General features: G+C 60.7%; 22 protein-coding genes. 10 read left to right on the forward strand and 12 right to left on the reverse strand.

Going from position 1 to position 25,065, the window contains the following annotated elements; all coding sequences use genetic code 11:
- Window positions 1-131: 131 nt before the first annotated feature.
- Window positions 132-437: a DUF3892 domain-containing protein gene (locus V7116_RS16985; RefSeq protein WP_324393149.1), complete on the reverse strand. Its 306-nt coding sequence runs from the start codon at window positions 435-437 to the stop codon at window positions 132-134.
- A gap of 147 nt (window positions 438-584) precedes the next feature.
- Here V7116_RS16985 and V7116_RS16990 point away from each other — a divergent pair, with 147 nt between their 5' ends.
- From V7116_RS16990 to V7116_RS17000, 3 genes are read left to right on the forward strand one after another with little or no spacing between them, the layout of a single operon-like run.
- Entirely contained in the window at window positions 585-1,190 is a 606-nt protein-coding gene (locus V7116_RS16990) for a hypothetical protein (RefSeq protein ID WP_324393150.1), read from the forward strand.
- Window positions 1,187-1,624, forward strand: a complete 438-nt coding sequence (locus V7116_RS16995; RefSeq protein ID WP_324393151.1) for a hypothetical protein — start codon at window positions 1,187-1,189, stop codon at window positions 1,622-1,624. Before V7116_RS16990 ends, V7116_RS16995 begins: the two co-directional genes overlap by 4 nt.
- 1 nt (window position 1,625) lies before the next feature.
- The gene (locus V7116_RS17000) at window positions 1,626-2,156 is read left to right on the forward strand and encodes an ImmA/IrrE family metallo-endopeptidase (RefSeq protein ID WP_324393152.1); all 531 of its coding nucleotides are present in this window, start codon (window positions 1,626-1,628) and stop codon (window positions 2,154-2,156) included.
- Window positions 2,157-2,535: 379 nt separating this feature from the next.
- On the opposite strand, the gene glmS is transcribed toward V7116_RS17000, so the two are convergent.
- The 4 genes from glmS to V7116_RS17020 all read right to left on the reverse strand — a co-directional run bounded on the left by glmS (window position 2,536) and on the right by V7116_RS17020 (window position 7,650).
- Complete coding sequence (glmS, locus tag V7116_RS17005; protein WP_324393153.1) at window positions 2,536-4,383, reverse strand: glutamine--fructose-6-phosphate transaminase (isomerizing); 1,848 nt, start codon at window positions 4,381-4,383, stop codon at window positions 2,536-2,538.
- Between the two features lie 499 nt (window positions 4,384-4,882).
- Complete coding sequence (locus tag V7116_RS17010) at window positions 4,883-5,278, reverse strand: hypothetical protein (protein WP_324393154.1); 396 nt, start codon at window positions 5,276-5,278, stop codon at window positions 4,883-4,885.
- A 259-nt stretch (window positions 5,279-5,537) separates the two neighbouring features.
- On the reverse strand, window positions 5,538-6,686 hold the full coding sequence (locus V7116_RS17015; RefSeq protein ID WP_324393155.1) for an inositol-3-phosphate synthase: 1,149 nt from the start codon (window positions 6,684-6,686) through the stop codon (window positions 5,538-5,540).
- A gap of 376 nt (window positions 6,687-7,062) precedes the next feature.
- The gene (locus tag V7116_RS17020) at window positions 7,063-7,650 is read right to left on the reverse strand and encodes a CPBP family intramembrane glutamic endopeptidase (RefSeq protein ID WP_324393156.1); all 588 of its coding nucleotides are present in this window, start codon (window positions 7,648-7,650) and stop codon (window positions 7,063-7,065) included.
- A gap of 478 nt (window positions 7,651-8,128) precedes the next feature.
- Here V7116_RS17020 and V7116_RS17025 point away from each other — a divergent pair, with 478 nt between their 5' ends.
- The 5 genes from V7116_RS17025 to V7116_RS17045 all read left to right on the forward strand — a co-directional run bounded on the left by V7116_RS17025 (window position 8,129) and on the right by V7116_RS17045 (window position 14,121).
- The gene (locus tag V7116_RS17025; protein WP_324393157.1) at window positions 8,129-9,247 is read left to right on the forward strand and encodes a sigma-70 family RNA polymerase sigma factor; all 1,119 of its coding nucleotides are present in this window, start codon (window positions 8,129-8,131) and stop codon (window positions 9,245-9,247) included.
- 284 nt (window positions 9,248-9,531) lie between these two features.
- Window positions 9,532-10,626 carry a lysophospholipid acyltransferase family protein gene (locus V7116_RS17030; protein WP_324393158.1) on the forward strand — a complete coding sequence of 365 codons (1,095 nt, stop codon included), beginning with the start codon at window positions 9,532-9,534 and terminating at the stop codon, window positions 10,624-10,626.
- Complete coding sequence (locus V7116_RS17035) at window positions 10,627-11,139, forward strand: FHA domain-containing protein (protein ID WP_324393159.1); 513 nt, start codon at window positions 10,627-10,629, stop codon at window positions 11,137-11,139.
- A 137-nt stretch (window positions 11,140-11,276) separates the two neighbouring features.
- Window positions 11,277-13,235, forward strand: coding sequence for an asparagine synthase (glutamine-hydrolyzing) (gene asnB / locus V7116_RS17040; RefSeq protein WP_324393160.1), 1,959 nt, complete (start codon window positions 11,277-11,279; stop codon window positions 13,233-13,235).
- Between the two features lie 430 nt (window positions 13,236-13,665).
- Window positions 13,666-14,121: an SRPBCC family protein gene (locus V7116_RS17045; RefSeq protein ID WP_324393161.1), complete on the forward strand. Its 456-nt coding sequence runs from the start codon at window positions 13,666-13,668 to the stop codon at window positions 14,119-14,121.
- Window positions 14,122-14,244: 123 nt separating this feature from the next.
- On the opposite strand, the gene der is transcribed toward V7116_RS17045, so the two are convergent.
- On the reverse strand, window positions 14,245-15,624 hold the full coding sequence (gene der, locus V7116_RS17050) for a ribosome biogenesis GTPase Der (RefSeq protein ID WP_324393162.1): 1,380 nt from the start codon (window positions 15,622-15,624) through the stop codon (window positions 14,245-14,247).
- A gap of 790 nt (window positions 15,625-16,414) precedes the next feature.
- Between der and V7116_RS17055 the strand changes: the two genes are divergently transcribed.
- Window positions 16,415-16,699, forward strand: a complete 285-nt coding sequence (locus tag V7116_RS17055; RefSeq protein WP_324393163.1) for a helix-turn-helix domain-containing protein — start codon at window positions 16,415-16,417, stop codon at window positions 16,697-16,699.
- Entirely contained in the window at window positions 16,656-17,492 is an 837-nt protein-coding gene (locus V7116_RS17060; protein ID WP_324393164.1) for an IS630 family transposase, read from the forward strand. Before V7116_RS17055 ends, V7116_RS17060 begins: the two co-directional genes overlap by 44 nt.
- 116 nt (window positions 17,493-17,608) lie before the next feature.
- Here the strand turns inward: V7116_RS17060 and V7116_RS17065 are convergent, their stop codons facing one another.
- The 6 genes from V7116_RS17065 to V7116_RS17090 form a co-directional block, all read right to left on the reverse strand.
- A complete protein-coding gene (locus V7116_RS17065; protein ID WP_324393165.1) occupies window positions 17,609-18,967 on the reverse strand; it encodes a CdaR family protein in 1,359 nt (452 codons plus the stop codon).
- Between the two features lie 254 nt (window positions 18,968-19,221).
- The gene (gene cdaA, locus V7116_RS17070) at window positions 19,222-20,106 is read right to left on the reverse strand and encodes a diadenylate cyclase CdaA (RefSeq protein WP_324393166.1); all 885 of its coding nucleotides are present in this window, start codon (window positions 20,104-20,106) and stop codon (window positions 19,222-19,224) included.
- An 82-nt stretch (window positions 20,107-20,188) separates the two neighbouring features.
- A complete protein-coding gene (locus V7116_RS17075) occupies window positions 20,189-22,444 on the reverse strand; it encodes a tetratricopeptide repeat protein (RefSeq protein ID WP_324393167.1) in 2,256 nt (751 codons plus the stop codon).
- A 160-nt stretch (window positions 22,445-22,604) separates the two neighbouring features.
- Window positions 22,605-23,612, reverse strand: a complete 1,008-nt coding sequence (argF, locus tag V7116_RS17080) for an ornithine carbamoyltransferase (RefSeq protein ID WP_442891857.1) — start codon at window positions 23,610-23,612, stop codon at window positions 22,605-22,607.
- A 228-nt stretch (window positions 23,613-23,840) separates the two neighbouring features.
- A complete protein-coding gene (locus V7116_RS17085) occupies window positions 23,841-24,362 on the reverse strand; it encodes a hypothetical protein (protein ID WP_324393169.1) in 522 nt (173 codons plus the stop codon).
- Between the two features lie 180 nt (window positions 24,363-24,542).
- On the reverse strand, window positions 24,543-24,809 hold the full coding sequence (locus tag V7116_RS17090) for a helix-turn-helix domain-containing protein (protein ID WP_324393170.1): 267 nt from the start codon (window positions 24,807-24,809) through the stop codon (window positions 24,543-24,545).
- Between the last annotated feature and the right edge of the window lie 256 nt (window positions 24,810-25,065).

The following is a 25,065-nucleotide window of genomic DNA, read 5'->3' on the forward strand; positions in this document are numbered from 1 at the left end:
CCTGATTTCTCCAGTCTACGACATTTCCACTGTCCGAGAAATCGGGGGAAGGTCAATCTGGATCGTGGCGCGAAAGGGGTAGGAGTGCGGAGCAACCCTCGCGTATGCGCTCCGCCCTCCTCCACAGCCCCTTAGAACTCCGGCAGGCTTCCCAGGTTGTCTGATGGCGTGTTGTTGTTGTCTGTACGAAGGTACTTGACCCCGTTGATTACAACAATCCGAACATCTTCTCCGCGGATGTACTTTTCGTCGTTGTTCTTTGGGATGGTAACGAAAGTGCGTTTTCGCTCAATTTCAAGGACGACATCGCTCCGTTTCCATTCCTTGCCGATAGCGATTGTGTCCCCATTGTCGACATGTACCATGAGTAGATCGATGTGTGTCCTCGCGTTGTTGTATCTCACCGCTGAGATACCATAGTCAGCCCACTTAGCCATTGTCTCTCCTTTGTGTGTAGTACTGCCTGAGAAGTAGGGCACCCTATTAAGTATTACTGGTCACTTTTCGATTTTTGCCATTTTGACTAAAATTCATTGCACACTAGTAAATAAAGTTAATAAGATCAGCGGGGGGAGGGGGAACATATGCTAGACGAGGATGATGTTTTTAATCGGCTCTTGGCTGTCGATTGGAATAGCACTGGCCGCAGGCTTGTTGCTGCTGCGTACAAATATGCTTCTCGATACGGGTGGCATAGTGGCGATTTGTCTATCTTGGGAAAAGGTAATCAACCTGACGATATTGCCCAGACGGTAATTGAGAAGTTGCTTTCTGGGAAAAGAAAATGGGATCCAACCCAAGTGGAGCTAGAAATATGGTTGGATGGCCAAGTTCGCAGCGAAATCGATAATCTGTATAACAACTCAGGACACAAAAGTGAACGCACAATAACTTCAATGACGCTTGATAACGACGAAGAGCACTACCAAGATGATATTGAGTTCGACGCTCATGATGCTAGTAATCCTGAAGTTGAATTGATTCGCAAAGAATATATTGAAGAACGTGATGCTGCGATATCAAGAGCAATAGATGGCGATCAAGAACTAGAATCTCTTATAGAAGCTATCATTCAGATTGGGAGCGCCAAGCCCCAAGAGTTAAGTGCTGCCCTCGATAAACCGATCAAGGAGATTTACAACCTAGTCCGAAAACTCAGAAGACGCTTGGAAAGCCAGGTGCAGAAATGAATGACCGTAAACCAATTGAGAATACTGAGGATCTCGTTAATGCAGTAGATGATCTTATCGAAAATACGCTTACTGAGTCTCTTGAAGAGGCAGATGCTTTCCTCATTGAACGGGGTCTCGATCCTGACGAAATTGGGCGGCGGTTCGAACAGCTAGCTCAACAGGCGCTGTCGGCATCTCCCCTACACTGGAAAAATCGAGCGCGAGCTGAAATTGATCGAAAGCGTGATCAATTAAATAGACGGCAGAGAAGTAACTCGTTAAGCCGTGATGACATGTTGAATGCCATTCGTAACTTGCAACGGGCTCTTGCTAGACAAGCACCAGCGAGAGCTTATTACCGCAACCTTGAAGAAGTAACAGATGAAGACTTAGCTGGAATTCTCGCTGAACTAGAATTTCTTGCCAATGATCAAGAGGATAATGCAGAGTAATATGAATCCATCTTTTGTTGCAGGACGATTGCTCGATGCGATTCCTGTCACATCTATCGAGGACCTGCAATATTTGGATGAAATTGCCTGTCAAAGAGGCGTTCTTGTCCGAGATGGCCGTTTGGATGGTGCGGATGCTCGGCTTGTAATTCACGGCAATCGTGCGATAGTGACGATATCCTCTGAGACATGGAGTATCCATCGAAGGCGTTTTAGTGTGGCCCATGAACTAGGGCATTTTGAGTTACATCGTGATGCAGTGCTGTTGCAGACATGCACTAGTGAAGATATTGCTTGGGAGTTTCAACATAGTACCCCTGATCTAGAAACCCAAGCAAACGCATTTGCCTCTGAGTTTCTTATGCCAGAGCGGTATTTTGCAGATAAATGCCAAGGTGAACCGTCACTTGACACTATCGCGGAACTTGAGGATCTTTTTAATGTTTCATTAACCGCAGCATCGATCAGATTTGCATCTTTCTGTGAGGAACCGATCGTACTCATATTTACACAAGATCGGCGCATTAAGTAGTATAGAGGAAGTAAAGAATACTTTCGTCTTCAAGAAGATTTGCGGCTTGGAGTGAGAGTAAATGAATTGCTGGATTCTGCTGCCTATGCTGATCTTATATTCGAAGGACGTAGCATCTCGAGGAAACCGAAGACGGTCCCAGCATCCGCTTGGCTTTCTGGGCGCTATGACTCGGATGCTCGTATTCTTGAGCAATCGTGGAGTATGCCTACCCTAAATGCGGCTTTAACTCTCCTCTGGATTGATGATGATCTTGAAGGTGAGGATGCAGATCTTTGGTGAATGAATAAGCTCGTGCTGAGGCGTGTTACGGGCCGCTCAAATGAACTTGGGCGGCCCGTGGTGTGCCTTGACCGTGTGCGGAACGGGGATCCCCGCGTTACTCCACCGTCACGCTCTTGGCGAGGTTACGCGGCTGGTCGACGTCCGCGCCGCGCCACACCGCGATGTGGTACGCCAGCATTTGCAGCGGGATCACGCTCACGATCGGGCTGAGCAGCGGCGGGCACTCCGGCACGTAGATCACGTGGTCGGCTTTCTCCGCGATGTGCGTGTCGCCGTCCGTCGCCACCGCGATCACGATGCCCCCGCGTGACTTGGCCTGTTCCACCTGACTCAGCATCTTGTCGTACACCGCGTCGCGCAGGCAGATCGCCAGCACGGGCATGTGCTCGTCGATGAGCGCGATCGGGCCGTGCTTCATCTCGCCCGCCGGGTAGCCCTCCGCGTGGATGTAGCTGATCTCCTTGAGCTTCAGCGCGCCTTCGAGCGCAATGGGGTAGTTGATGCCGCGCCCCAGGTAGAGGAAGTTCGTGTACTGGTACAGCTCGGCGGCGAGGTCTTCGATGACCTGCTCGCGCTCCAACATGGTGCTGACCAGATCGGGCAGGTGAGCCAGATCGTCGATGTGCGAGCACATCGCGTCGCCGTCGGGCGTCATCAGGCCGCGCTGCTGCGCGAGGTAGAGCGCGATCAGGTACTGGTCCGCGATGCTGGTGGTAAACGCCTTCGTGCTGGCGACGCCGATTTCCGGTCCGGCCTGCATCGTGACGAACCCGTCCGCGACGCGCATCGCCTGGCTGCCGACCGCGTTGACGATGCTCCACAGCTTCGCGCCCTTTTCGCGCGCTTCTTCCATCGCCGCCAGCGTATCGACCGTCTCGCCGGACTGCGTGATCGCCAGCACGGCGCAGTCTTCGTCGATGATCGGGTCGCGGTAACGGTACTCGCTGCCGTAATCGACCTCGACCGGGATGCGCGCGATCTCCTCGATGATGAATTTGCCGACGAGGCCGCTGTAGGCGCTGGTGCCGCAGGCGACCGTCACGATGCGCTTCAAGCGATGCGCTTCGTCGGGCGTCAGGGTGAGGTCGGGCAGCTCCACGAGACCTTTCTGGAAGTCCACGCGGCCCCGGATCGTGTCGGTCAGGGAGCGGGCCTGCTCGTGGATCTCCTTCTGCATGAAGTGGCGGAACTCGCCGCGCGCGGCGCTGACCGGATCCCACGAGATGGTGTGAATTTCCGCGTCCACCGGCTCGCCGTCGATGGTCTGGATGCGGTAGGCGTCGCGGGTGAGGGTCGCCATCTGGCGATTTTCCAGAAAGATCATGCGGCGGGTGTGTTCGAGGATGGCCGGGATGTCGGACGCGATGAACATTTCACCCTCGCCGATGCCGAGCGCCACGCCGCCCGCGTTGCCGATCCGCACCGCGACGAGGCGATCCGGCTCGTCGGCGCTGAGCACGACAATCGCGTGCGCGCCGCGCAGCAGCTTGACGGCGGCCTGCGTTGCTTCGGTGACGTTCTTGCCGCACGAGATCTCGCGCTGGACGAGGTGCACGATCACTTCGGTGTCCGTGTCGGACTGGAAGCGCACGCCTTCGCGCTCCAATTCGTCGCGCAAGGCGCGGAAGTTCTCGACGATGCCATTATGCACGACGACGGTGCGCCCGTTGGCGCTGATGTGCGGGTGGGCGTTGCGGGAGCTGGGTTGGCCATGGGTGGCCCAGCGCGTATGGCCGATGCCGATGCGCCCGTTGAGCGGCTCTTGTTGGACGAGCTGCATCAGGTTGTTGAGCTTGCCGACGTCGCGGCGGATGGCGATATCGCCTTTTTGCAGCACGGCGATGCCCGCCGAGTCGTAGCCGCGATATTCGAGGCGCTGAAGGCCGTTCAGGATGAGCGGCGTCGCGTCTTTGGGGCCGATGTAACCGACGATACCACACATAGCAGATCCCTCCCTGGGATGCGCGGCGATCCGGGTGTGCGCAGGCAGCCGGAAACGTGCACGGGCGTGCGCGCAGACGGTCGTCGCGTAGACAGCATTGAATTGTCGGATGTTGGGAACAATCACCACTACCGCGTGGTTCTGGGCCGCAGTTGCCTGTGGTCTTTGTAGCGCGGCTTCAGTTGGGAGGGAACTGACGAGGGCGATGGTGGGCGCCCTGGCGGCATCCGCAGATACCTCGATTTTCCCCCGGCACAGGTCTTTCCGCCGGGGTTAGTCTCACCCCACGGTGAGCAACCGCCACCTCGTATCCCCGCGTAACGCGGCGGGGCCTTGCGCTAGCGTTCCCCCGTTTGGACGTATAGGCAGACTCCTTGCAGGCCGGATCGAAACTCTACAAGCAGTATACAGGAGTTTTCGCGCGGGTCCAGCACTTTCGCAAAACTGTAAGTTAGTTGATCGGATTTGAGCGGCGCATGTGAGGCAGTTGCAAGGCGGCTCAGGCGGCGCTGCTGGCGAACTGGCCGCGCACGGTGGCGAGCGCCTCGTCCATGGTCGGGACGCAGCGCACGTCGATGCCAAGCTGCTGGCGGATCTTTTTGGCCGCAACTGGAATCATGGGGTGGGTGCCGACGAGGATCGGGCGCAGGCGGGCATCGGTGAGAGAGCCCTGTTTGCCGTGCTTCTGTTCTGCCAGCCAGAGGTAAACGTCGCTCAAGGACGGCTCAAGGCCGCGCATGTCGAAGATGGCGAACAGGGGACCGGGTTCGCGGGCGGCAAGCTGCGAAAGCTGGTGGCAGATCATGCCAGGCCCGCTGGGGTAGCGCTCGATGGGAAGCGCGAGGGTGACGATGGCGATTGGTTCGCCCTGGAGCTTCCGTACAGTAAAGCCCATAGATCCCGCCCTCTTGAGCCAAGCCCGGAACATTAAATCGTTATCACTATCATAGGCCCAATTAATTAATTTTGTAAAGCCTTTTTATAAGTTTTTGCAAGGTACTTTGGGGCTAAACCTTACAAAAACTGACCCTGGAATGATCTGAAACCCCTGAGTCCCTTACGGAACGCGCAGAATTTCATACTTTTGCAAGGAAATACTAACAAAAAAAGAGGCGACCATTGGCCGCCCCTTTTTGATCGCACAATGATCAGATTTATTCTTCAGTAACGGGCACGGACGGCTTGTCCTGGCCCTTGAAGCCCGCCGGAGGACGCACTGTGTCGTTGTTGTCGCCGCGAATGAACGCTTCGACGTTGTTACGCGCGATGTCGTCGGGGTGCTGGACGGGCGGCGACTTCATGAAGTAGGACGCAGGCGCTTCGAGCGTGCCGCACAGGCCGCGATCCAGGCCGATCTTGGCGCAGCGCACCGCGTCGATGATCACACCGGCGCTGTTGGGGCTGTCCCAGACTTCCAGCTTGACTTCGATGTTCAGCGGCACATTGCCGAAGGTCGTGCCTTCCAGGCGAATGTGCGCCCACTTGCGGTCCAGCAGCCACGGCACGTAGTCGCTCGGCCCGATGTACACGTTTTCGGGATCGACTGCGTAGGGCAGCTGGCTGGTGACGGCGTTGGTCTTGGAGATCTTCTTGCTCTCCAAGCGCTCGCGCTCCAGCATATTGTAGAAGTCCATGTTGCCACCGACGTTGAGCTGGCTGGTGCGCTCCAGCTTGACGCCGCGATCGTTGAACAGGTTGGTCAGGACGCGGTGCAGGATGGTCGCGCCGACCTGAGACTTGATGTCGTCACCGACGATGGGCAGGCCGCGCTCGGCAAAGCGGTTCTGCCAGTACGGCTCGCGGGCGATGAAGACCGGGATGGCGTTGACGAACGCGCAGCCCGCGTTGAGCACCTGCTCGACATACCACTTGGTCGCCTGCTCGCTGCCGACCGGCAGGTAGTTGACGACGACATCCGTCTTGGTGTCCTTGAGAATCTGCACGATGTCGGCGGTGGGGCCGGGGGCCTTGGTGATCTTCTGCTTGAGATACTTGCCCAGGCCGTCGTGCGTCATACCACGGTGGACCGGTACGCCCATGAAGGGCACGTCGGTGAACTTGATCGTGTTGTTCTGGCCTGCCCAAATGGCCTCGCTCAGATCCTTGCCGACCTTGTCCGCGTCGATATCGAACGCGGCGCTGAACTCGACATCACGCACATGATACCCGCCGAGATTGACGTGCATCAGGCCGGGGATTTGCTCGTCTTCGGCGGCGTTTTGATAGAATTGAACGCCCTGGACGAGAGAATTGGCGCAGTTGCCTACACCGATAATAGCAACACGGACTTTCTTGTCAGACACAGTTTTGAACCTCCATCAGGCTGAGCGGTATGACACTTGCAGGTGAAACACAAAAACAACCACACAAACAAAAAGCCTCTCCGGTGGTTTGCCGGACAGGTCGCGCAGGTGCGGATTCTGCAACAACCGTCGCTTCCGCAGCCCAAGGGAAGGAGTGTAACGCTTAGGGGGCATTCCTCAAAATTAATTAAACTTCATTAAACTGAGACAAATGCGACCTCACCCCCGGCCCCTATCTAATCAAGTTGGAGAGGGGAGATAGGCACACAGCCCAGGTTTTGTGCAGATCCAAAAGTCAAAGAGCATCGACCCGCCCCTACGGATGCGAGATGCGGGGCGGGCGCGAGGCAGGGCAAGCGGGAAGGGCGTGCGGGTGCTAGTCGCCGGACGGGAGGCGGTGCGCGCGCCGCCACTGGTGGATCAACAGGATGAACATCACCGTGTCAATGGCGGTATGGGCCGCGACCGCTGCCCACAGGCTGCCGCGCCACAGGGTGAGCAGGCCCAACACGCCGCCCGCCGTCGCCGCGTAGACGAAATAGGCGGGGGTGATGGCATGCAGCGCGCCGAAGATCAGCGCGGTGAGCACCCAGCCCAGCTCCGGCTGGATCGCGCCCCGGAACAGGATCTCCTCAGGGATGCCCGCGACCAGCCCCAGCGCGAGCGCGTGCCTGTAGCTGAACGACTGCATATCGAGCGTGCTGAGGAGCAGGCGGGCGATTGCCTTGAGGGGCGGAATGCGGTCGATGAGCACCCACGCCGTCGCGGCAAAACCCGTGCCCGCCAGCACGCCGAGCAGCAGTTCCAGCGCCCAGCCGTGCGCCGGGAACCACGCGTTCAGGCTGCGACCACGGATGACACCCGTCCACATGACCGCGGCGGCGAGCATCGCCAGACCAAACAGCGCGCCGCCCACGGTGAGCCGCCGGGCGCGTAGAGGCGTAGGAGTGGGTGAGATCGACATAACAAGTTCCTTTTTGCGTGAGATGCCCCCACGGCATCCGTGGGAGCGGGTCCCGGTTCGGCAAGCGGGCCGCTTCGATCTTATAACCGAGATAACCGGGCGCAACCCCTCAAGCGGGTCCAGTATCCCCCAAACCCCCGGTTTTCTCGTGTTTCAGCCCCATTTTGGCCCCAAAAAGGCCTAAATTACCCACTTCTCCTATATGGAAACCGTCCAATAGGCTGATGTGCTCCCCCTGAAACTGCCGTAACGTTATAGCCAACGTCGCCTGAACGCCTCGGTGAGCGTGGATTTTAGAGACGTGTTGGTAGGCAAAATCGGGGTGCGCGGGCAGACGTCCGGAATTTTTCTCAAATTCTAATCATCTAAATCTGAGTAATGGTGTACCATAGAGTTGAGTGGATTGGTCTTCGCGCTCGTTGCATCGAGGGCACTAGGCAGCGGCCTAGCGTCCACTCCGCCAGGAAGGGGTTTACCAGTGGTTGCTATTCCGAGTTATCTAGACGAGAAGCACGATAATTCCCGTACAGCCCGGTGGGGCATCCACGAGTATCGGGCGAAGTTTGAAGATACCGCCGACGTGGCGGATGACGAAGAACTCGAAAACGATGCCCAGGCTGAGGCTGAAGCCGAAACTGAGCCTGAAGGCTACGATGATGATGCCGCCCGCGACCGGGATATGCCAGCGATCGACGCTGATCTGCTCCAATTCTACTTCCGCGACATCCGCCCCATTTCCGAGCCGATCGACGTCGAGCGCGAGCAGGCGCTGGCGCGTCTGGTGCAGGCCGGAAATCACGCGAATGACCGGATGCAGGATCACCGGGTTTCCGACGAAGCGCGCGGCGAGCTGAGCGACGTTTACGAACTGGGCGAAGCGGCCCGCCAGGAATTGATCATGGCGAACACGCGCCTGGTGATCTCGATCGCCAAGAAGTACCAGGGACGCGGCCTGCCGCTGCCGGATCTGATCCAGGAAGGCAACCTGGGCCTGATGAAAGCCGTGGATCGCTTCGACCCGGCGCGCGGCGTGCGTCTGAGCACCTACGCGACGTGGTGGATTCGCCAGTCGATCGCCCGCGCCGCGGGTGACCGTGGCCGCACGATCCGGCTGCCCATCAACCAGGGCCAGCGGTGGGGCCGTCTGCGCCGTGCCAGCGAGCGTCTGGCGCAGGAACTGGGCCGCGAGCCTACGTATGAGGAACTGGCACAGGAAAGCAACCTGACGCCGGAGCAGGTCGAAACCACGATGTTGGCCGCGCGCGAACCCGTGCAGCTCGACGAGCTGATCGGGGACGAAGAAAACCGTCCGCGCGCCGATCTGGTGGCGGACAAGGAAAGCGAACTGCCCGAAGAAGCCACCGCCCGCGAGCTTTTGGTGGAATCGATCAGCTTCCTGTTGGGCGCGCTGCCCCCGCGCGAGGCGCGGATCATCCAGCTCCGGTTTGGGCTGGAAGACGGCGACACGCACAGCATGTCGCAGATCGGGCAGCTCATGGGCTACAGCCGCGAGCGCATCCGCCAGCTTCAGCACGCGGCGCTCAGCAAGCTGCGCCAGCTTCAGCAGGAACATGGTTTGGGCGAATATCTCGAATAATCGAGTTACAGCGAAAACATCTTCCACTATGTCCCCCTCATAGTGTGCTCGACCGGACCTCGACGCTCCGGTCGAGTGCTTTTAAAGGGAAAAGACAGTTGAGAGTTGTCAGTTTTTAGTCTTTAGTTAAAAGCAAGAGCAAGGGCGACAGGCAAGTGCGCGCGCAGGCATCACGGCGCGGTTTGAGGGGCGGGTGGAGGAGGCAAAACCGGCCAGGATGCGTTATATTTTGGGGTTGTGAGTTGTAACACAGAACAGCCGCAACACAATCAGGAACGTTCTCTATGAGCAACCGTGTTCGTTATTTCTACCGCCGCCAGATTTCTCAGCGAATCGGGCGGGTACTGCAAACCGCTTTCACCCGTACGACCATCACAGGGACCGAAAACATCCCCACGCAAGGCCCCTATATTGCCGTTGGAAATCACAGCGCCGCGATCGAAGTGGCGATGCTTGTCGTCAATCTGCCCCACGTGCCCGAACTGATCGGTAACGGCGACGTGCCGTTTGATCCCACGTTCAGCTTCATGGCGCACTGGTACCGCTTCATCCCGATCCGGCGCGGGCAGATCGACCGCGACGCGCTGCGCGCCGCCCGCGAGGTGTTGGAAGCGGGCAACGTGCTGGGCATCTTCCCCGAGGGCGGGATCTGGGACAACCAGGCGGCACAGGCCCGCCCCGGCGTGGCGTGGCTCAGCCAGCAGACCGGCGCGCCGATCCTGCCGATCGGGTTTGGCGGGATCTTCGGGGCGCTCGGTAATGCGATCCGCCTGAGACGTCCGCGTCTGTCGATGTCGATCGGGCCGATCATCCCGCCTGTGCCGAATCCGCCCTCGGTGCGCGAGCGCCGCGCGGCGATCGATTCCGCCAGCCAGGAGATCATGCGCCGCATCCACGCGCTGATGCCCGCCGAGGATCAGGACAGCCGGATCGTGGATGAATGTTATGCGTTTCGCACGGAAGTCACCATGCCGGGCGGGCTGCCCGTGTTCGTGCCGCCGGAGCTAACCATTCCTCATGGCGAGGACCTTGCTTTCTTTTTCCACCGCCACGTGCTGCTCGAAGTGATCTATCGCAACTACAAGCTCACGGACGCCAAGCCGCTGTCGCAGTACGCGACGCTGACCGATCCGGCGCAGTTGGGTGCCGCGCTGGACGTGGCGCTGCGCTTCTACGAGGGCGACCCGGTCTTTTTGGGCTACCGGTTGGGATACAACCGGGCAGAGCGCGTGTTGGAAGGGCTGCACATGCTGCGGGCGCAGCTTGCCTGGGCGGAAACGCAGGGCTATCAGGTGCGCCTACTGCCCGAACGCACTATAATGAAAGCAGGGGGACTTACTGAAACGTTGGTGGCCGCCAGCGTGCGGCGGAAATACTAAATGACCGAACAAGTTTGCGTCAACTGTAAGACGGTTAACCCGGCGGATGCGACCTATTGTTATGCGTGCGGTCATATTCTGCCCACCGGACTCCAGGCGTTGGCGACTCACAGCTTACCTGAAGCTCAACATCTCCAACCCCAGATGCGCTGGGGCACCGCCTATTTTGGCGATAAAAGCAGCATCATCATCCGCATTCGCCATACCAACGACCAACTTGAGACGCGCTTTGCCTACGAGTGTGTGATCGGTCGGGCCGGGGGAGACGTGCTGCCCGACATCGACCTGACGCCGTTCGGCGCGCTCGACATGGGCGTGTCGCGCCGCCACGTCAAGCTGGAACGCCAGAGCGCCACGATCATGGTTCAGGACCTGGACAGCATCAACGGCTCGTTTTTGAACGGCAAACGCCTGTTTCCGTTCCAGCCGCGCGTGCTGCGCAACGAGGATGAACTGACGCTCGGCAAACTGGTGCTGCGGATCTCGTTCCAGCGCAAACCGCGCTCGTCCTGAAACCGGACCTTTCCACGACACGGTGAAGCTCATCGCCAGCCCCGCCCGCTGACGCCCTCATATCGCGCCACATGCTGCCCGCGTGATACGATATATGGTTTGCGGACGGGTTTTGCTATGCGACAGTAAGGAAGCGTATGTGCGGCATCTACGGTCAGTTTAACCCTCACGGGGCCGATCCGATCCTGATCGAGCGCATGGCGGCGTGCCTGGCGCATCGCGGCCCGGACGGGTACGGCACGTTTCACGACGGCGCGCTGGCGTTTGGCGCGGGCCGGTTGGCGATCATCGACCTGGCGGCGGGCGTGCAGCCGCTGTTCAACGAAGATCGCAGCGTGGCGGTGGTGTTCAACGGCGAAATCTACAATTACCGCGCGCTGCGGGCCGCGCTTCAGGCCGAGGGGCACGTCTTCGCCACGGGCACAGACACCGAGGTGATCGTACACGGGTATGAGGCGTGGGGGCTGGACGTGCTGACGCACCTGCGCGGCATGTTCGCCATCGGGATCTGGGATCGCGGGCAGCAGCGGCTGTTTCTGGCGCGGGACCGCATGGGCGAAAAGCCGTTGTACGTGGCTCGCCGGGGCGATGATCTGCTGTTTGCCTCGGAGATCAAGGCGCTGCTGGAACATCCAGGCGTGGGGCGGGCGGTGTGCGACGAGGCGCTGGTGTCGTACCTGTCGGTGGGGTACGTCGCGCCGCCGCTGACGCTGTTCGAGGGAATCGAGAAGCTCGCGCCGGGCGAATGGCTGCGCGTCGATGCGCAGGGGATCGAGACGGGGCGCTACTGGCAGCCGGAGATGGACACGCTGCACCCGTTCGCTGGATCGTACGACGAGGCGGTGCGGCGCACGCGCGACATGCTGACCGAAGCGGTCGAAATGCGGCTGATGAGCGACGTGCCGTTGGGCGTGTTTTTGAGCGGCGGCGTCGATTCGACCGCGGTGGCGGCGCTGGTCAGCCGGGCGGTCAACCAGCCGGTGCAGAGCTTCACCGTGGGGTTCGATCACGCGCCGGGCAGCAAGGGCGATACCAAATTCAACGTCGATACGCGTTACGCGGCGGTGGCGGCGCAGGCGCTGAAGGCGGAACATCACCTGATCACGATCCGGCAGGACGACTCATTGGCGGCGCTGTTCCCGCATTTGATTCACGCGATGGACGAGCCGATCGTGCAGCCCGCGATCGTGCAGACGGCCTACGTCGCGGCGCTGGCGCGGCTGAAGGGCGTGCCGGTGCTGCTGAGCGGCGACGGCAGCGATGAGATCTTCGGCGGGTATGCGCATTACCGCGCCGACCGCCTGTTGGAGCGCTACCTGGGCGTGCCGGGCCTGCTGCGATCCGCCATTCTGACGCCGCTGCTGGAACGCGCGCCCGCGCGCTTCGACGGGGCGCGCAAGCTGGCGCAGAAATCGCGGGCGGTGGAGCCGGTGGAGCGCTATTTGCACTGGATGCGCATCGTTGATCCGGCACAGTTCCCCGATCTACTGGCGCGGGACGGGCTGGCCGGGCGCGCCTCCGCGATCCTGGAGCGCTCGCTGCGCCCGATCCTGGACGCGCCGCACACGGCGCACTTCGCGGATCGCATCGCGTATACGAGCCTGCGGCGGTGGGTGGCGGAGGACAGCAACATGCGCGTGGACAAGATGAGCATGGCGATGTCGATCGAGGCGCGCGCGCCGTTCGAGGATCACGACCTCGTGGGCTGGGGGCTGTCGCTGCCGCTGGGCGCCAAGCTGCGCGGCGGTGGCTTCAAGACGGTGCTCAAGGACGCCGTGCGCGACCTCGTGCCCGGCGAGATCCTGAACCGGCCCAAGTGGGGATTCATTCCGCCCAGCTCGGACTGGCTGCGCACGGTGCTGCGTCCGCTGGTCGAGACGCACCTCTCGCGCGAGCGGATCGAGGCGGCAGGCGTTTTCCGCCCGGAGACCGTCGCGCGGCTGGTGGACGATCACATGACGCGGCGCGGGTACGAGCTGTGGCCGCTGTGGGCGATCCTGTCGTTCCAGATCTGGCACGCGATTTATATCGACGGCAGCCTGACGCTCGATCACAAGCTCGCTCCGGCGGATCTGGCCGACGCGATCGTTCGGTAAACGGAAGCACCTCACCCCCAGCCCCTCTCCAATCAAGTTGGAGAGGGGAGAAAAGCCGTCTCAACGGAGTTTGTAGGGACGGGTTCCGAACCCATGCGCATTAAGTTAAGCATCTCCGAGGGAAATGCGGCCTTTCGTAGGGGCGGGGCTTGCCCCGCCCGCTGAGAGAAAAGCCGGGTAGGGCAAGCCCTACCCCTACGGTGTCCATCGCTCGCGGTTTACATTAACGCCAGAGGAAATGGACCTGTTTCCTCCGTTAGCCAAATGCCTATGGGTTCCGAACCCACCCTGGCTTTATCCGAATTTAAGAGTTAAAGAGCACGCAGCTCCGTCTGTTTTTTGTTCCCTGAACATCACCCGCTGGTGTGGACGTGATTGCGCGTATACTGGAATTACCGTCCGTCACAGAGAGCGCAGCCAGGGAGAGCCTATGGGGCACGTCGAGGTCGCACGAACACTGAACGCACCGGTTCAGGCGGTGTGGGACTGCCTGAACGATATCGAGCACACGCCGGAATGGGTGACAGGGCTGGAAGCGGCGGAGATCAAAACCAGCGGCCCGTACGGCGCGGGCAGCGTTTACCACGATCACAACCGGCTGGGACCGTTCCCGCAGGAAACGCCCTGGTACGTGACGGTCTTCGAGCCGATGACGCGGCAGGTGCACGAGTCACGGTCGCCGGTGCTGCCCTCCACCATGACGCTGGCCCTCACTCCCGACGCGGGCGGCACGCACCTGTCGTTCACTGTCGATTACCGCTTTTTGCCCCGGTTGGGTCCGGTGAGCGGCCTGTTCGAGCGGGTCGTGATGAACCGGATGCTGGGGCAGGTGTTGAAGCAGAATCTTGCCGGGCTGGCGGCTTACCTGAGTCGCAACCCGGCCTGATCGGCTGCGGCAGGCGGCTGCGTCACTTTGCCTGCGCGATCCTGTCACGCAGGGGCCGAGAGCAAGGAAAAGCCGGGCGATGCAAGCATCGCCCCTACGTGATTGCGGATGGAGACGGGGGCGCTACTTTTCGCGCTTGCGGCGCTCGCGGGCGCGGAAACTGAGGCGGATCGGCGTGCCGGTGAAGGGATAGACGCGCCGGATCTGGTTTTCCAGGTAGCGCTCGTAGGTGAAGTGCAGCAGCGACGTGTCGTTGATGTGAAACAGGAACGTGGGCGGGTCCACGCGGACCTGCTGCGCGACGAAAATCTTCAGCGGGCGCGGCTGCTTGGTCTGCGGCGCGTGGCGCAGCATCGCTTCGCGCACGATGCGGTTCAGCTCGCTGGTGGGGATGCGCGTGAGGCGCTCCTCCTGAACGCGGATCGCCGTTTCCAACACGCTGTGGATGCGCTGGCCGGTCAGGGCGCTGATGAACACCACCGGCACGAACGGCAAAAACGCCAGATCGCGGCGGATGTCTTCCATGAAGGCGTTCATGGTGTTGGTGTCTTTTTCGATGGCGTCCCACTTGTTGATGACGATCACCGCGCTTTTGTACTCGTCCTGAATCATGCCCGCGATGTGCGCGTCTTGCTGCGTGATGCCGTCCTGCGCGTCAATGACCAGCAGCACCACGTCGGCACGCTCGACGGCCTTCTGGGCGCGAATGACGCTGTACTGCTCGATGCCCTGCTCAACGCGTCCGCGCCGCCGGATCCCCGCCGTATCGATCAGCGTGATCGGGATGCCTTCCCAAGTCACCTGCATGTCTACTGCGTCGCGGGTGGTCCCGGCGATATCACTGACGATCACGCGGTCCTGGCCGATCAGCTTGTTGAGCAGCGAGCTTTTGCCCACGTTGGGCCGCCCGACGATGGCGATTTTGATCGAGTCGTCTTCGGCGTCGTAGTCTTCGGGCGATTCGTAGGGCAGAGCGGCAACGACCGCGTCGAGCAGATCGCCGGTCCCGATTCCGTGCAGGGCGGAGACGGCAAACACTTCGCCCAGGCCGAGGCCGTAGAACTCGAAGGCGTCGTCGTGGCGTTTGACGTTATCGGCCTTGTTAGCCGCGACGAGCACCGGCTTGTGCGAGCGGTGTAGAATGTCCGCCACTTCCTGGTCGGCGGCGGTGATGCCCTGGATCGCGTCCACGACCATCACGATCACGTCCGCCTCTTCGATGGCGAGCATCGCCTGGGCGCGGATTTGCGGCACGAACAGTTCGCTGCCTTCTTCGAGCGGGCTGACGGGCTGGCTGGCTTCCTTGGGCTGGTAGACTTCAATGCCGCCCGTATCCACGACCTTGAAGGTCGCGCCGTTCCATTCTGTCTCCCCGATCAACCGATCGCGCGTGGTGCCGGGCACGTCGGACACGACCGCCTGCCGTTCGCCAACGAGCCGGTTGTACAGGGCGGATTTTCCAACATTGGGACGCCCCACCAGGGCGACGAGGGGTTTTTTCATCGTGTGGACCGTTTCAACTCAATAACCGATGGGAATGCTCTGTCGATTCTAACAGAATCTTGCGGGGGATGGGAGGGCGACTGTGTGGGCGAAAAAACGGTCTTGCGCTCGAAAAGGGCGTGATAGGCGCTGGGGGGGATAAAAAAGAAGAAAGGGAAGGTGGCGGGGACTGCCTTCCCTTTATGTGTATCCAGAGCAACGCGAGGTGGGTCAGGTGGGTGTGGAGCAAACAAGCTGCGTGCTCTGAAGATACCGAATGTGACCGCAGGTCCGTTTGGGTGCCTGCTTATTATCAAAATAACATAGTCAAATTAACGTCAAATAAAAACGGTATAGAAGTTTTTCAATCGCGGGGAAAATCGAGGAGAGACAGTGGTCAGGGAGCAGCCGCCAGTTTTCGGGGGGTGGAGCGAGAAATACGGCTATCCGCCGGGGTGATAGCAACGAGTGGATGTTATGGGATACGTGAAAAGTGTGCAGGGGCAGTTCCCGAACTGCCCCTACGGGCAAACGCGAGAAAAGCCGGGCTGGGCGCTGGTAGTGCATCAAGCGGGAATTGAAGGACAAGACACGATCTAGTTAGCGAATGGGTTTTGTAGGGGCGTATTGATGCAGTTTAATAAAGTAATCTGGTCATCATCGCGACCTCACCCCCGGCCCCTCTCCAATCTGGGTTGGAGAGGGGGGACAAGCTGCGCCCGATGGGGTTTTGTAGGGGCGTATTGATGCTCTTTAACAAATAAATACGGATAAAATAGAGGCAGGGGACAGGTTCAGGGAGGAAACGAGCATGCCACGCCGCCGACAGCTTGAACTGACACCGGAGCAGGGCGCAGAATTGCGCGACCTGCGTGACCATGCAGCGCAGCCGTATGTGCGTGAACGAGCCGCGGCCCTGTTGAAAGTGGCGGAGGGGCAGCCGGTGCGTCAGGTGGCGCTGCAAGGGCTGCTGCGGGTGCACGAGCCAGAAACGGTGAGCACATGGATCGACCGCTATAGGGCAGACGGTGCCAGCGGGTTGCGGGTCAAGCGTGGGCGCGGGCGCAAACCGGCGCATTTTCCCCCTGAGTTGTGAGCAAGCTCAGGATGAGATTGAGGATTGGATTCATCGTGCGCCTTACCACCTTGGGCTGGAACGCAGCCGGTGGTGGTTGGATGGGCTGCGACAGGTTGTGAGCTGGCTGAGGTCGTGCAGTCTGCCGGGGGTCTACCAGATCCTGAAGCGCTTAGGCGTGTGTTACAAGCGTGGGCGACAGACGCTGCATTCCCCTGACCCGGAGTACGACCGCAAGCTGGCTGAGATCCAGGCGGCCTGCACGCAAGCGCGCACCGAGCCCGAGCGTTTTGTCGTGCTCTATGAAGATGAGTTGACCTACTACCAGCATCCCTCGGTAGCCAACGCCTATGCTCGGCGTGGCAGCAAAGACCCGACTGCCCCTTTGGGCTTACATGCGAATGCACGTCGACGCATCGCGGGGAGCCTGGATATCGTGACCGGACGGCTCATCGCCGCTCAGCGCAGCCGCTTTCCTCGTCGTGCCCTCCTGGCTTACTATCGCACGATTGAAGCCGCCTATCCCGATGCGGAGCACATTACCCTGGTACAGGATAACTGGCCCGTGCATCGCCATCCGGACGTCATCCAGGCCTTGCAAGACAGTCGCATCTCGCTTCTGTTCTTGCCCACGTATGCCCCCTGGACCAATCCGGTCGAAAAGGTCTGGGCTGCGCTTTACCGCGAGGTCTTGCATCTGCATGACTGCACCGACGACCGCCTTGATCTTCGCGCTCGCGTACAAGCCTGGCTTGACCGCTGGTCTGATGGCTCGCTCGACTTGCTACACGCTGTTGGTCTCTATCCGTATTAATTTGTTAAAGAGCATGAATACGCCCCTACCGGGCGGGTTACAAACCCGCCCCTACAGATCCCGGGGTAGCGAGTGGGGCGGAAACCCGTTTTCTCACTCGAAAAGTGCATAATGCGCTAATCGACAAGGATGGGCGTGGCGCTGCCGGTGACGTCTGTGGCGAGCGGCGTCGCGGTCGGTGTGGGGCGCGGCGCGGTCGTGCTGGGCGTGGGACTGGGCGTCGGCGTGGGCTGCGCGGCCTCGATGGTCACGCTGAGCTCTTCCGGCAGCACGCTGAGGCTCAAGCCGTCCGCGTTCAGCGGCCCGGTCAGCACCGCTTCGGGCACGACCTGATGGTTGCCGGGGTCCATGTTGCTGAGATCGACCGTCACACGCAGGTCTTCACGCTCCGGCAGTTGATCCTGCGGGCCGACGGCGACGACCGTCACCACGCTGGGCAGACCGGTAACCCGGTAGCGCGACATGTCGATCCCGGTCACTTCGACGGGCACGTCTTCGATCTGGCGGCTGCTCAGCGACGAGGTGATGATCACGGTGATGTCGATGAGCTGATCTTCGGGCACGAGCGAGACGCCGTCCGGCAGATCGAGCGGGACCTGGACGGAGAACGTGCCGGTGCGGGTCGAGAGGTCGATCGGCTCGGTGCGGGCGACGTAGTTCATCTCGTCGATGGCCTGACGATCGCCGGTGACGGCCACCGTTTCGGGGTTGACGCTGGCGTAGCCCGCAAACAGGTAACCGCTGGGCGGCGCGCCGATGACGTTGGGCAGCACGCGCATCTGGATCACGTCTTCGCGGACCTGGATGTCCACCGAGCAGCTTACGTTGGACGGCTCCAGCGTGATGTTGCCCGTCACCTCGCGGTTGTCCTCGTTCACGGCGATGAGCGGCTGGTTGAGCTTGGTAGTCGGGTTGAGATCGTCGCTCAGCGAGAGGCGCACCTCGGCGCGGACGACGCTGTCCACTTTTTCGGCGCTGCCGCGCACGGTGATCTCGCTGGGGGAGCAGCTTTCGACGGTGGAGCTGTAGCCCAGCGGCGGCTCGCGCACGATGACCGCTTCCACGGGCACGCGCTTTTCGGCTTCGCGGTCCACGACGACGGACAACGTGCTGGGGCGGATCGCCACGACGCTGCCGTGGCGGGGCGAGGTGATCTTGCCGTTAAGCTCGATCCTATACTCGCCGGGCTGGTTGACCTGGCTGAGATCGGCGGAAATGGTGATGTCGTCGGTGGTCAGCAGATCCCATTCGCTCTGCTCGGTGCGCACGACGATGCTGGCGTTGGTCGTGGCCTGATCGACCAGCACGTAGCCGTCGGGCACGGTGTAGTCGATGGGAATGCGGGTCAGCTCGCGCTGTTCGACCGGGTTGTTCGACATTTTTGCCGCGACCCAGATCGTCATGGCGAGGAGCAGGGAGGCCAGCAGCCACCCCAGATTGCGAATGAGAAGCTGGAAAAGCGATTGCTCGCGCATGATTTGGTCCTAGAGCATGTGATGCGCCTGATGTGCGATCACGATCGCGCGCATCACGGTATTGGTATGGGCGTAGAGCACCTCACCTCCGGCCCCTCTCCAACTGGATTGGAGAGGGGAGACGCGCCCTCTCAGGCGGGCCTCGCGGAGCGGTGATCCTTCTTCACGGACGTGAAGAAAAAAGCAAAAGCAGGGCGGAGTAAGCCCCGCCCCTACGAAATGCCACGGGCGTGACCGGGCTTATCGCCGCGCGGTCAGGCTGCTTTGCGGCCTTGATCCGGCTTGTCGCTGCTGCGCAGGCGGGCCAGCTCGTCCCGGGCGCGCGCGATCAGCGAGGACCACGGGCTTTCGGATTGGGCCGCCGGGCTGGTATAGAACGCGTTCAAAATGGTACGCAGGCGGTTGGCGTCCAGCCGCCGGATCATACGACCCCGGTTGGCGACCGAGATGCGGCCCGTTTCTTCCGAGACGATCACGCACAGCGCGTCCGAGACTTCGCTGATGCCGAGGCCCGCGCGGTGACGCGTGCCCAGCTTGCGGTCGGTCAGATTGCGCCCGGACGACAGCGGCAGCACCGATGCGGCGCTGGCAACGCGCCCGTTGCGGATGATCACCGCGCCGTCGTGCAGCTCGGTTTTGGGCCAGAAGACGGTCAGGAACAACTGCGGGCTGACGGCGCTGTCGAGCGGAACGCCGGTCTGGATGAACTCGTCGAGCGAATCGTTGCGTTCCAGCACGATCAACGCGCCATGACGCCGCTCGGACAGGCGCGAGGCGGCGGCACAGATCGCGTCGATAATCTGCTCGTGTTCGGTGAAGGAGGGCGCGCGGCTGAACAACGTGCCCAATCCCGCGCGGCCCACCCGTTCGAGCGCGCGGCGCAGCTCCGGCTGGAAGATCACCGGGATGGCGAACGCCGCCGCCGTGATCAGGTTATTCAGCAGCCAGCGGAACGCGACCCAATCCAGCGCGGTGGCAAAAAACGCGATGACCAGCAGCACGACGATCGTGCCGCGCAGGAGCGGGATGGCCTGCGTGCCGCGCATGAGCATGGCCGCGGCGAAGATGATCGCCGCCACGACCAGCACGTCGGGCACGTCCGACCAGCGAAATGTCTCAAGCGTCCAAATCAATCGCATACAATACTTGCCCATTCACCCGCGTGCGGGCTTTTTTTACGGCACATGTCCCCACGTAATACACGGTCCGGGTGGAAAAGGCTCAGCCGCTCAACTGTTGGAGCAGCCGCCGGTAATCCTCGACCCGGTCGGGATTCATGCTGATGATGCGGCGGATCGTGACCAGCGCGTCGCCGTGCAGCCCGGCTTCAAGCTGAAGCTCGGCCAGCGAATCGAGCTGATCGACGGCCTTGTTGATGTTGTCGGTCTGACGATAGACCGCCGCGAGACGAGAGCGCAGGGCCATATCGCCGGGATAGCGCGTGACTTCTTCTTCGAGCACCTGAATGATGCGGTTGGCGCGGTGCTGCTTGGCGTAGACGCGCAGCAGGCCATCCAACTCGTGAATGGCGGAAATCGGATCGTTCAGACGGTAATGCAGATCGACCAGCGCGCGCCGGGCCTGTTCGTCTTCGGCGTCCAGTTTGCGGATCTGCTCGTAGGTGCGCATCGCACCGCGCAGATCGAGGCGGCTGATGTCGATATCGCCCATGCGGTGCAGGATGTGCACGATCTGTTCTTTGGGCGTGTCGATGCGCTGCGCAAGCTGGATCGCGGACTGGTAGGTCGCGCGGGCCGCGTCGGTATCGGCCAACTGGTAGTAGGCGTCGGCCAGATCGATGTACTGGTTGAGCACCTGATCCCACTGGCCGAGGTCTTGCAGAACTTCGATCAGGCTCTGGTGCAGGCTGGTGTCCATCGGCGCGACTTTGAGCGCTTCCTGCAAAATCTCGGTGGCGCGCTCGTTATCTCCGCGCACGAGGTAGGTCTTGGCGACGAGATTGTACTTGTTGATGGCGGCCTGAATGTTGTCGCGCTCCAACATGATCTGGCCGATGCGCCAGTGCAGGGGCAGATAGTCGGGCGCGCTTTCCAGCATATAGTGGGCCTGATCCATCGCCAGGTTATACAGCCCGTTGCGCATATAGGCGTCGATCAGGTTCAGGCCCTCGGTGATGCTGTCGTTGATGTAGGGCACGATGCTGATCAGCGATTCGGGATCCTGGAGCGTGATAGCTTCTTCGAGCTGGCGGCGGGTCTTGGTGACACGCTGCTTCCATTCCGGCCCGGTGAGCAGCTCCAAAAAGCGGTTATTCATGTTGCGAAGCTGCTGCTCGTCGGCCTGATCGATGCTGGCGGTCAGCTTGTCGTAAATGTCACCGAGCTGCTCGGCTTCTTCGTCCGAAACGGTCATGCCAATATCGACCAGCCGGAGCGCCTGCACGAGATGGAACGCCGCGGCGCGCGGATTGCCAAGCGCGTTATAAATCTGGCTGAGGCCGTGCATCGCCCCGGCAGCGAGGTCGGGATCGTCGGTGGTCAGCTCAAGGTGGCGCGCAGCTTCCTTCCAGCGCTCCATGCCCAGAAGCAGCACGCCCAAATTGAAGTGCAGGGCAGGGTGATCCATGCGCGCGGCGGCGGCACGCTCGTACGCGCCCAACGCCTCCGCAGCGAGATCCTGGCGGTGGTATTCGATGCCCTGGACCGCGTGCAGAACGCCCGGTTCGCTCATGTCGGCGTCGAACACGTACCCGGCAAGCGCGGCCATCGCGTTTTCGACCGCTTCACCGATGGGGCCCCACGGGTTCGTCTCAGCATCGTCGCGATCGTCCAGCAGTTCAAGGTCGTTCTGCCCCGCCTCGAAGCCCCGGCTGCGCTTGGGTTCTTCCTCAACTTCGGATTCGTCGATCAGGTCGGGGGAGATGGGCGCGCCGGTTTTCAGGGCTTGCAGTGTGTTCATGGCGCTGGAGTTCTTGGGATCGATGCGCAGGGCACGCTCGACGGCCTGCGTCGCAATGTCGATCCGGCCCGCGCTCTGGAAATCGAAGGCGAGGCGGAGATACTGGTTGATCGACTTTGATTTCTGGCCGGTGCGTTCGTAGGCCATCGCAAGGCGCTGGTGAATGTTCGCCAGACCGCTGGTGAGATGTGTGGCGCGCTCCCAGTTGGCGATGGCTTTTTCGAGGTCGCGCTGGGCCAGATAGACTTCCGCGACGTTAATGTACTGCTGGGCGGCTTCTTTCATGCGACCCAGACGTTCGAGCACGTCGGCGCTTTTTTCCAGCGGGATTGGATCTTCGGGCGCAAGCTGGTGGGCGCGGGTATAGACCTTGAGCGCGTCCTCAAGCCGTCGCGCCTGGAGCAGCGCCAGCCCCAGGCTGTTGTGCGCCGCCGCATCGTCGGGGAATTCCTGGACCGCTCGACCGTAAGCGGCAATAGCCTTGTCCCACTGGTGATCCCAGGCCGCGCTGTGGCCCATACTCATTGCTTGCTCGTAAATGGGGCGGTTGCCAGGCATGTCGCGCTTTATCCTCGCTTGAAAAGGGTTGGCCGGACTGGCAGCGGGCTGCGAGCACAATACCCCGGGTAGGGGCAGTACTGCCTGCCCCTACACCTGGGGGAATGTACTTTCGCCAGTCGTGTGCGCGCTGCTCGCGGGCGCTGCGATCCGGGATTACTTATTTCTTGTGCTTTTTCTTGTCCTTGTCGCCCTTCTTGGACGTTTTTTCGGCGTCTTGGAGCAGGGTGACCAGGATCGCTTTCTGCGCGTGCATCCGGTTTTCGGCCTGCGGGAACAGCCGCGAGTGCGGACCGTCCGCGACCTCGTCGGTGATCTCGTCGCCACGATGGGCGGGCAGGCAGTGCAATACAATGGCGTGATCGGCGGCGTGGCTCAGCAGCTCGTCGTTGACCTGATAGGGCGGGAAGATCTGCTTGCGCTTCTCAAGCTCTTCTTCCTGGCCCATGCTGGTCCAGGTGTCGGTATAGACCGCGTCCGCGCCTTCGACGGCGGCGACGGGGTCGGTGGTCATTTCGACACTGAAGCCGTCCTGCGCGATCTGCTTCGCCCTGGCGATCACGTCCGGGCCGAGCTGGTAGCCTTCGGGGCTGCCGATGGTCATCTTCATGCCGAACTGGGCCGCGCCCATCAGCAGGCTGGTTGCCACGTTGTTGCTGTCGCCCACGTAGGCCAGATGCAGGCCCTGAAGGTGATCAAATTCTTCGTAGATGGTCAGCAGGTCAGCCATGCCCTGGCAGGGATGGTTGTAGTCGGTCAGGCCGTTGACGATGGGAACCGGGCTCCACTGGGCCAGATCGAGGACGTGCTGGTGGGCAAAAGTACGGGCCATCACGATGTCCACGTAGCCGCCGAGGACGCGGGCGATGTCCGCGATGCTCTCGCGCTTGCCCAGACCGATCTCCTGGGGGCTGAGATAAAACGCGTAGCCGCCGAGATGCACCATGCCCATCTCGAAGCTGACGCGGGTACGCAGGGACGGCTTCTGGAAAACCATCGCCAGCGCCTTCCCCTTCAGAATAGGCTCATTGCCGCCCGCGCGCCATTCCTCTTTGAGGTCAACGGCGAGCCGCAGCATGTCCCACAGGTCCGATGAAGTCCAATCAGCCAGTTCAAGGAAGTGTTTCACGTGCTGTTCCTTTGTTGCGCCCAAGTGGTGCGAGTACATGGTGTGATTATCCGGGTAGTATAGCAAACAAGTTCTGATCTCGCTTGCGTATAGTGCAGCGAGCCCGCAGGCGTGCAGCTGAGAGTATGGGATTGTTAAGGTGCGCGGCCCGTCCGGAGGTCCAATCTGGGACGGGCCGTTTGCTATTGCTCTTCACTTTAGCACATTCGTTCTGAGTTGAAAACGTCGCTTGCAGTGGTTTTTAATGGTGACTGTTAATGACTAGAACTAGCCAGCCTGAAGCAGCAGATAGGCGATGCTGCTGACAAGTGCGGCTAAAAAGCAGGCCGCCAGCGGCACGCCGTCACGTGTTGAAACGGCGAAGCGATCGATCGTGTCCGGTGTCGCGGGACCGGTGAATCGCCCCGCTGTGAGGGTTAGGCCGCCTGCCGTGCGGCTGATCGTCACGACGCGCGGCTTGGTGTAGCGCGGTTGCGTCGCGACGATGATCACGCCGAGAAACGACAGAAAGAAGCTCAGCAGCAGGCCTGAAAGCCAATGAACGCCCTGGTGTTTCGCGACCTGAAGGGTGTCGAGTGTTTGCTGGCGGACCTCCCAGTTAGCCTGACTGAATCGCTGTAAGGCATACTGGAACGTGTCCCCTGCGCCATTCCCCGACCCTGGCAGAATATCGTCAACTGCCGGGAACTGCGTCAACTCCTCGATGCGCGCCACCAGCACCCGCACTGCGTCGCCGGGTCGCTTCTCCGCCCACAGTTGCTTCGCCCTGGTCACTGCCGGATCTTCCATGTCATCCCCCTTTACCATGCCCCGTTCACAGATGACGTTAGCATAGCATGAGGTTGACGTTCGCGCGCCTGAAAAATTCGTGAAGAGCAAATTGTTAAGGTGCGGCTATCGCGCCCCCGGCGCGAGGCGTACAATGGTTGCGGCTGCCCGTGCTTTCACCACGAGCAGGCCGGGGCGAAGCTACGCGACTGCCGTGGCTTCGCCCACCCTCTGCCCCTTTGATTCGTCTTCGATATACAACAGGTCACCAACCGTGCACCCCAGAAAATTACAAAGGGTGGCAAGGGTGGTGGCATCGAACTGATCGTGCTTTTGCTGAGCGAATCGTGAAAGGGTCGCCGGCGTCAAGCCGATTTCCTCCTGGATTTCGCGGTACGTCCAACTCTTGTTTTCGACGCGCCGCTTTCGCTCCAGGAGTTCCGTGAAGCGGTTCTTCACTCGTGCCATTATAGCTCCTGGCGATTATCGAGGTGAACAACTTCATTATAAGGTTAGAGTAAATTGTTTGTCAAGGCGATAACAGGCTGCTTGACATGAGGAAGAAATGGAGAGATAATGTTATTAACTTCGATAACGAAGCCCGCCCCCGTTAGCTTGGCGGCACCGGGGGCGGGCGGTAGACACAGGAGTGAGTCCGTATGTCTTCCTCTATTGTATCGCCTCGACGCCCCACCCGCCAGCGTCGCCAGCGCAGCCCCAAAGT

The organism is Aggregatilinea sp. (assembly GCF_036822615.1).
Taxonomy (GTDB): domain Bacteria; phylum Chloroflexota; class Anaerolineae; order Aggregatilineales; family Aggregatilineaceae; genus Aggregatilinea.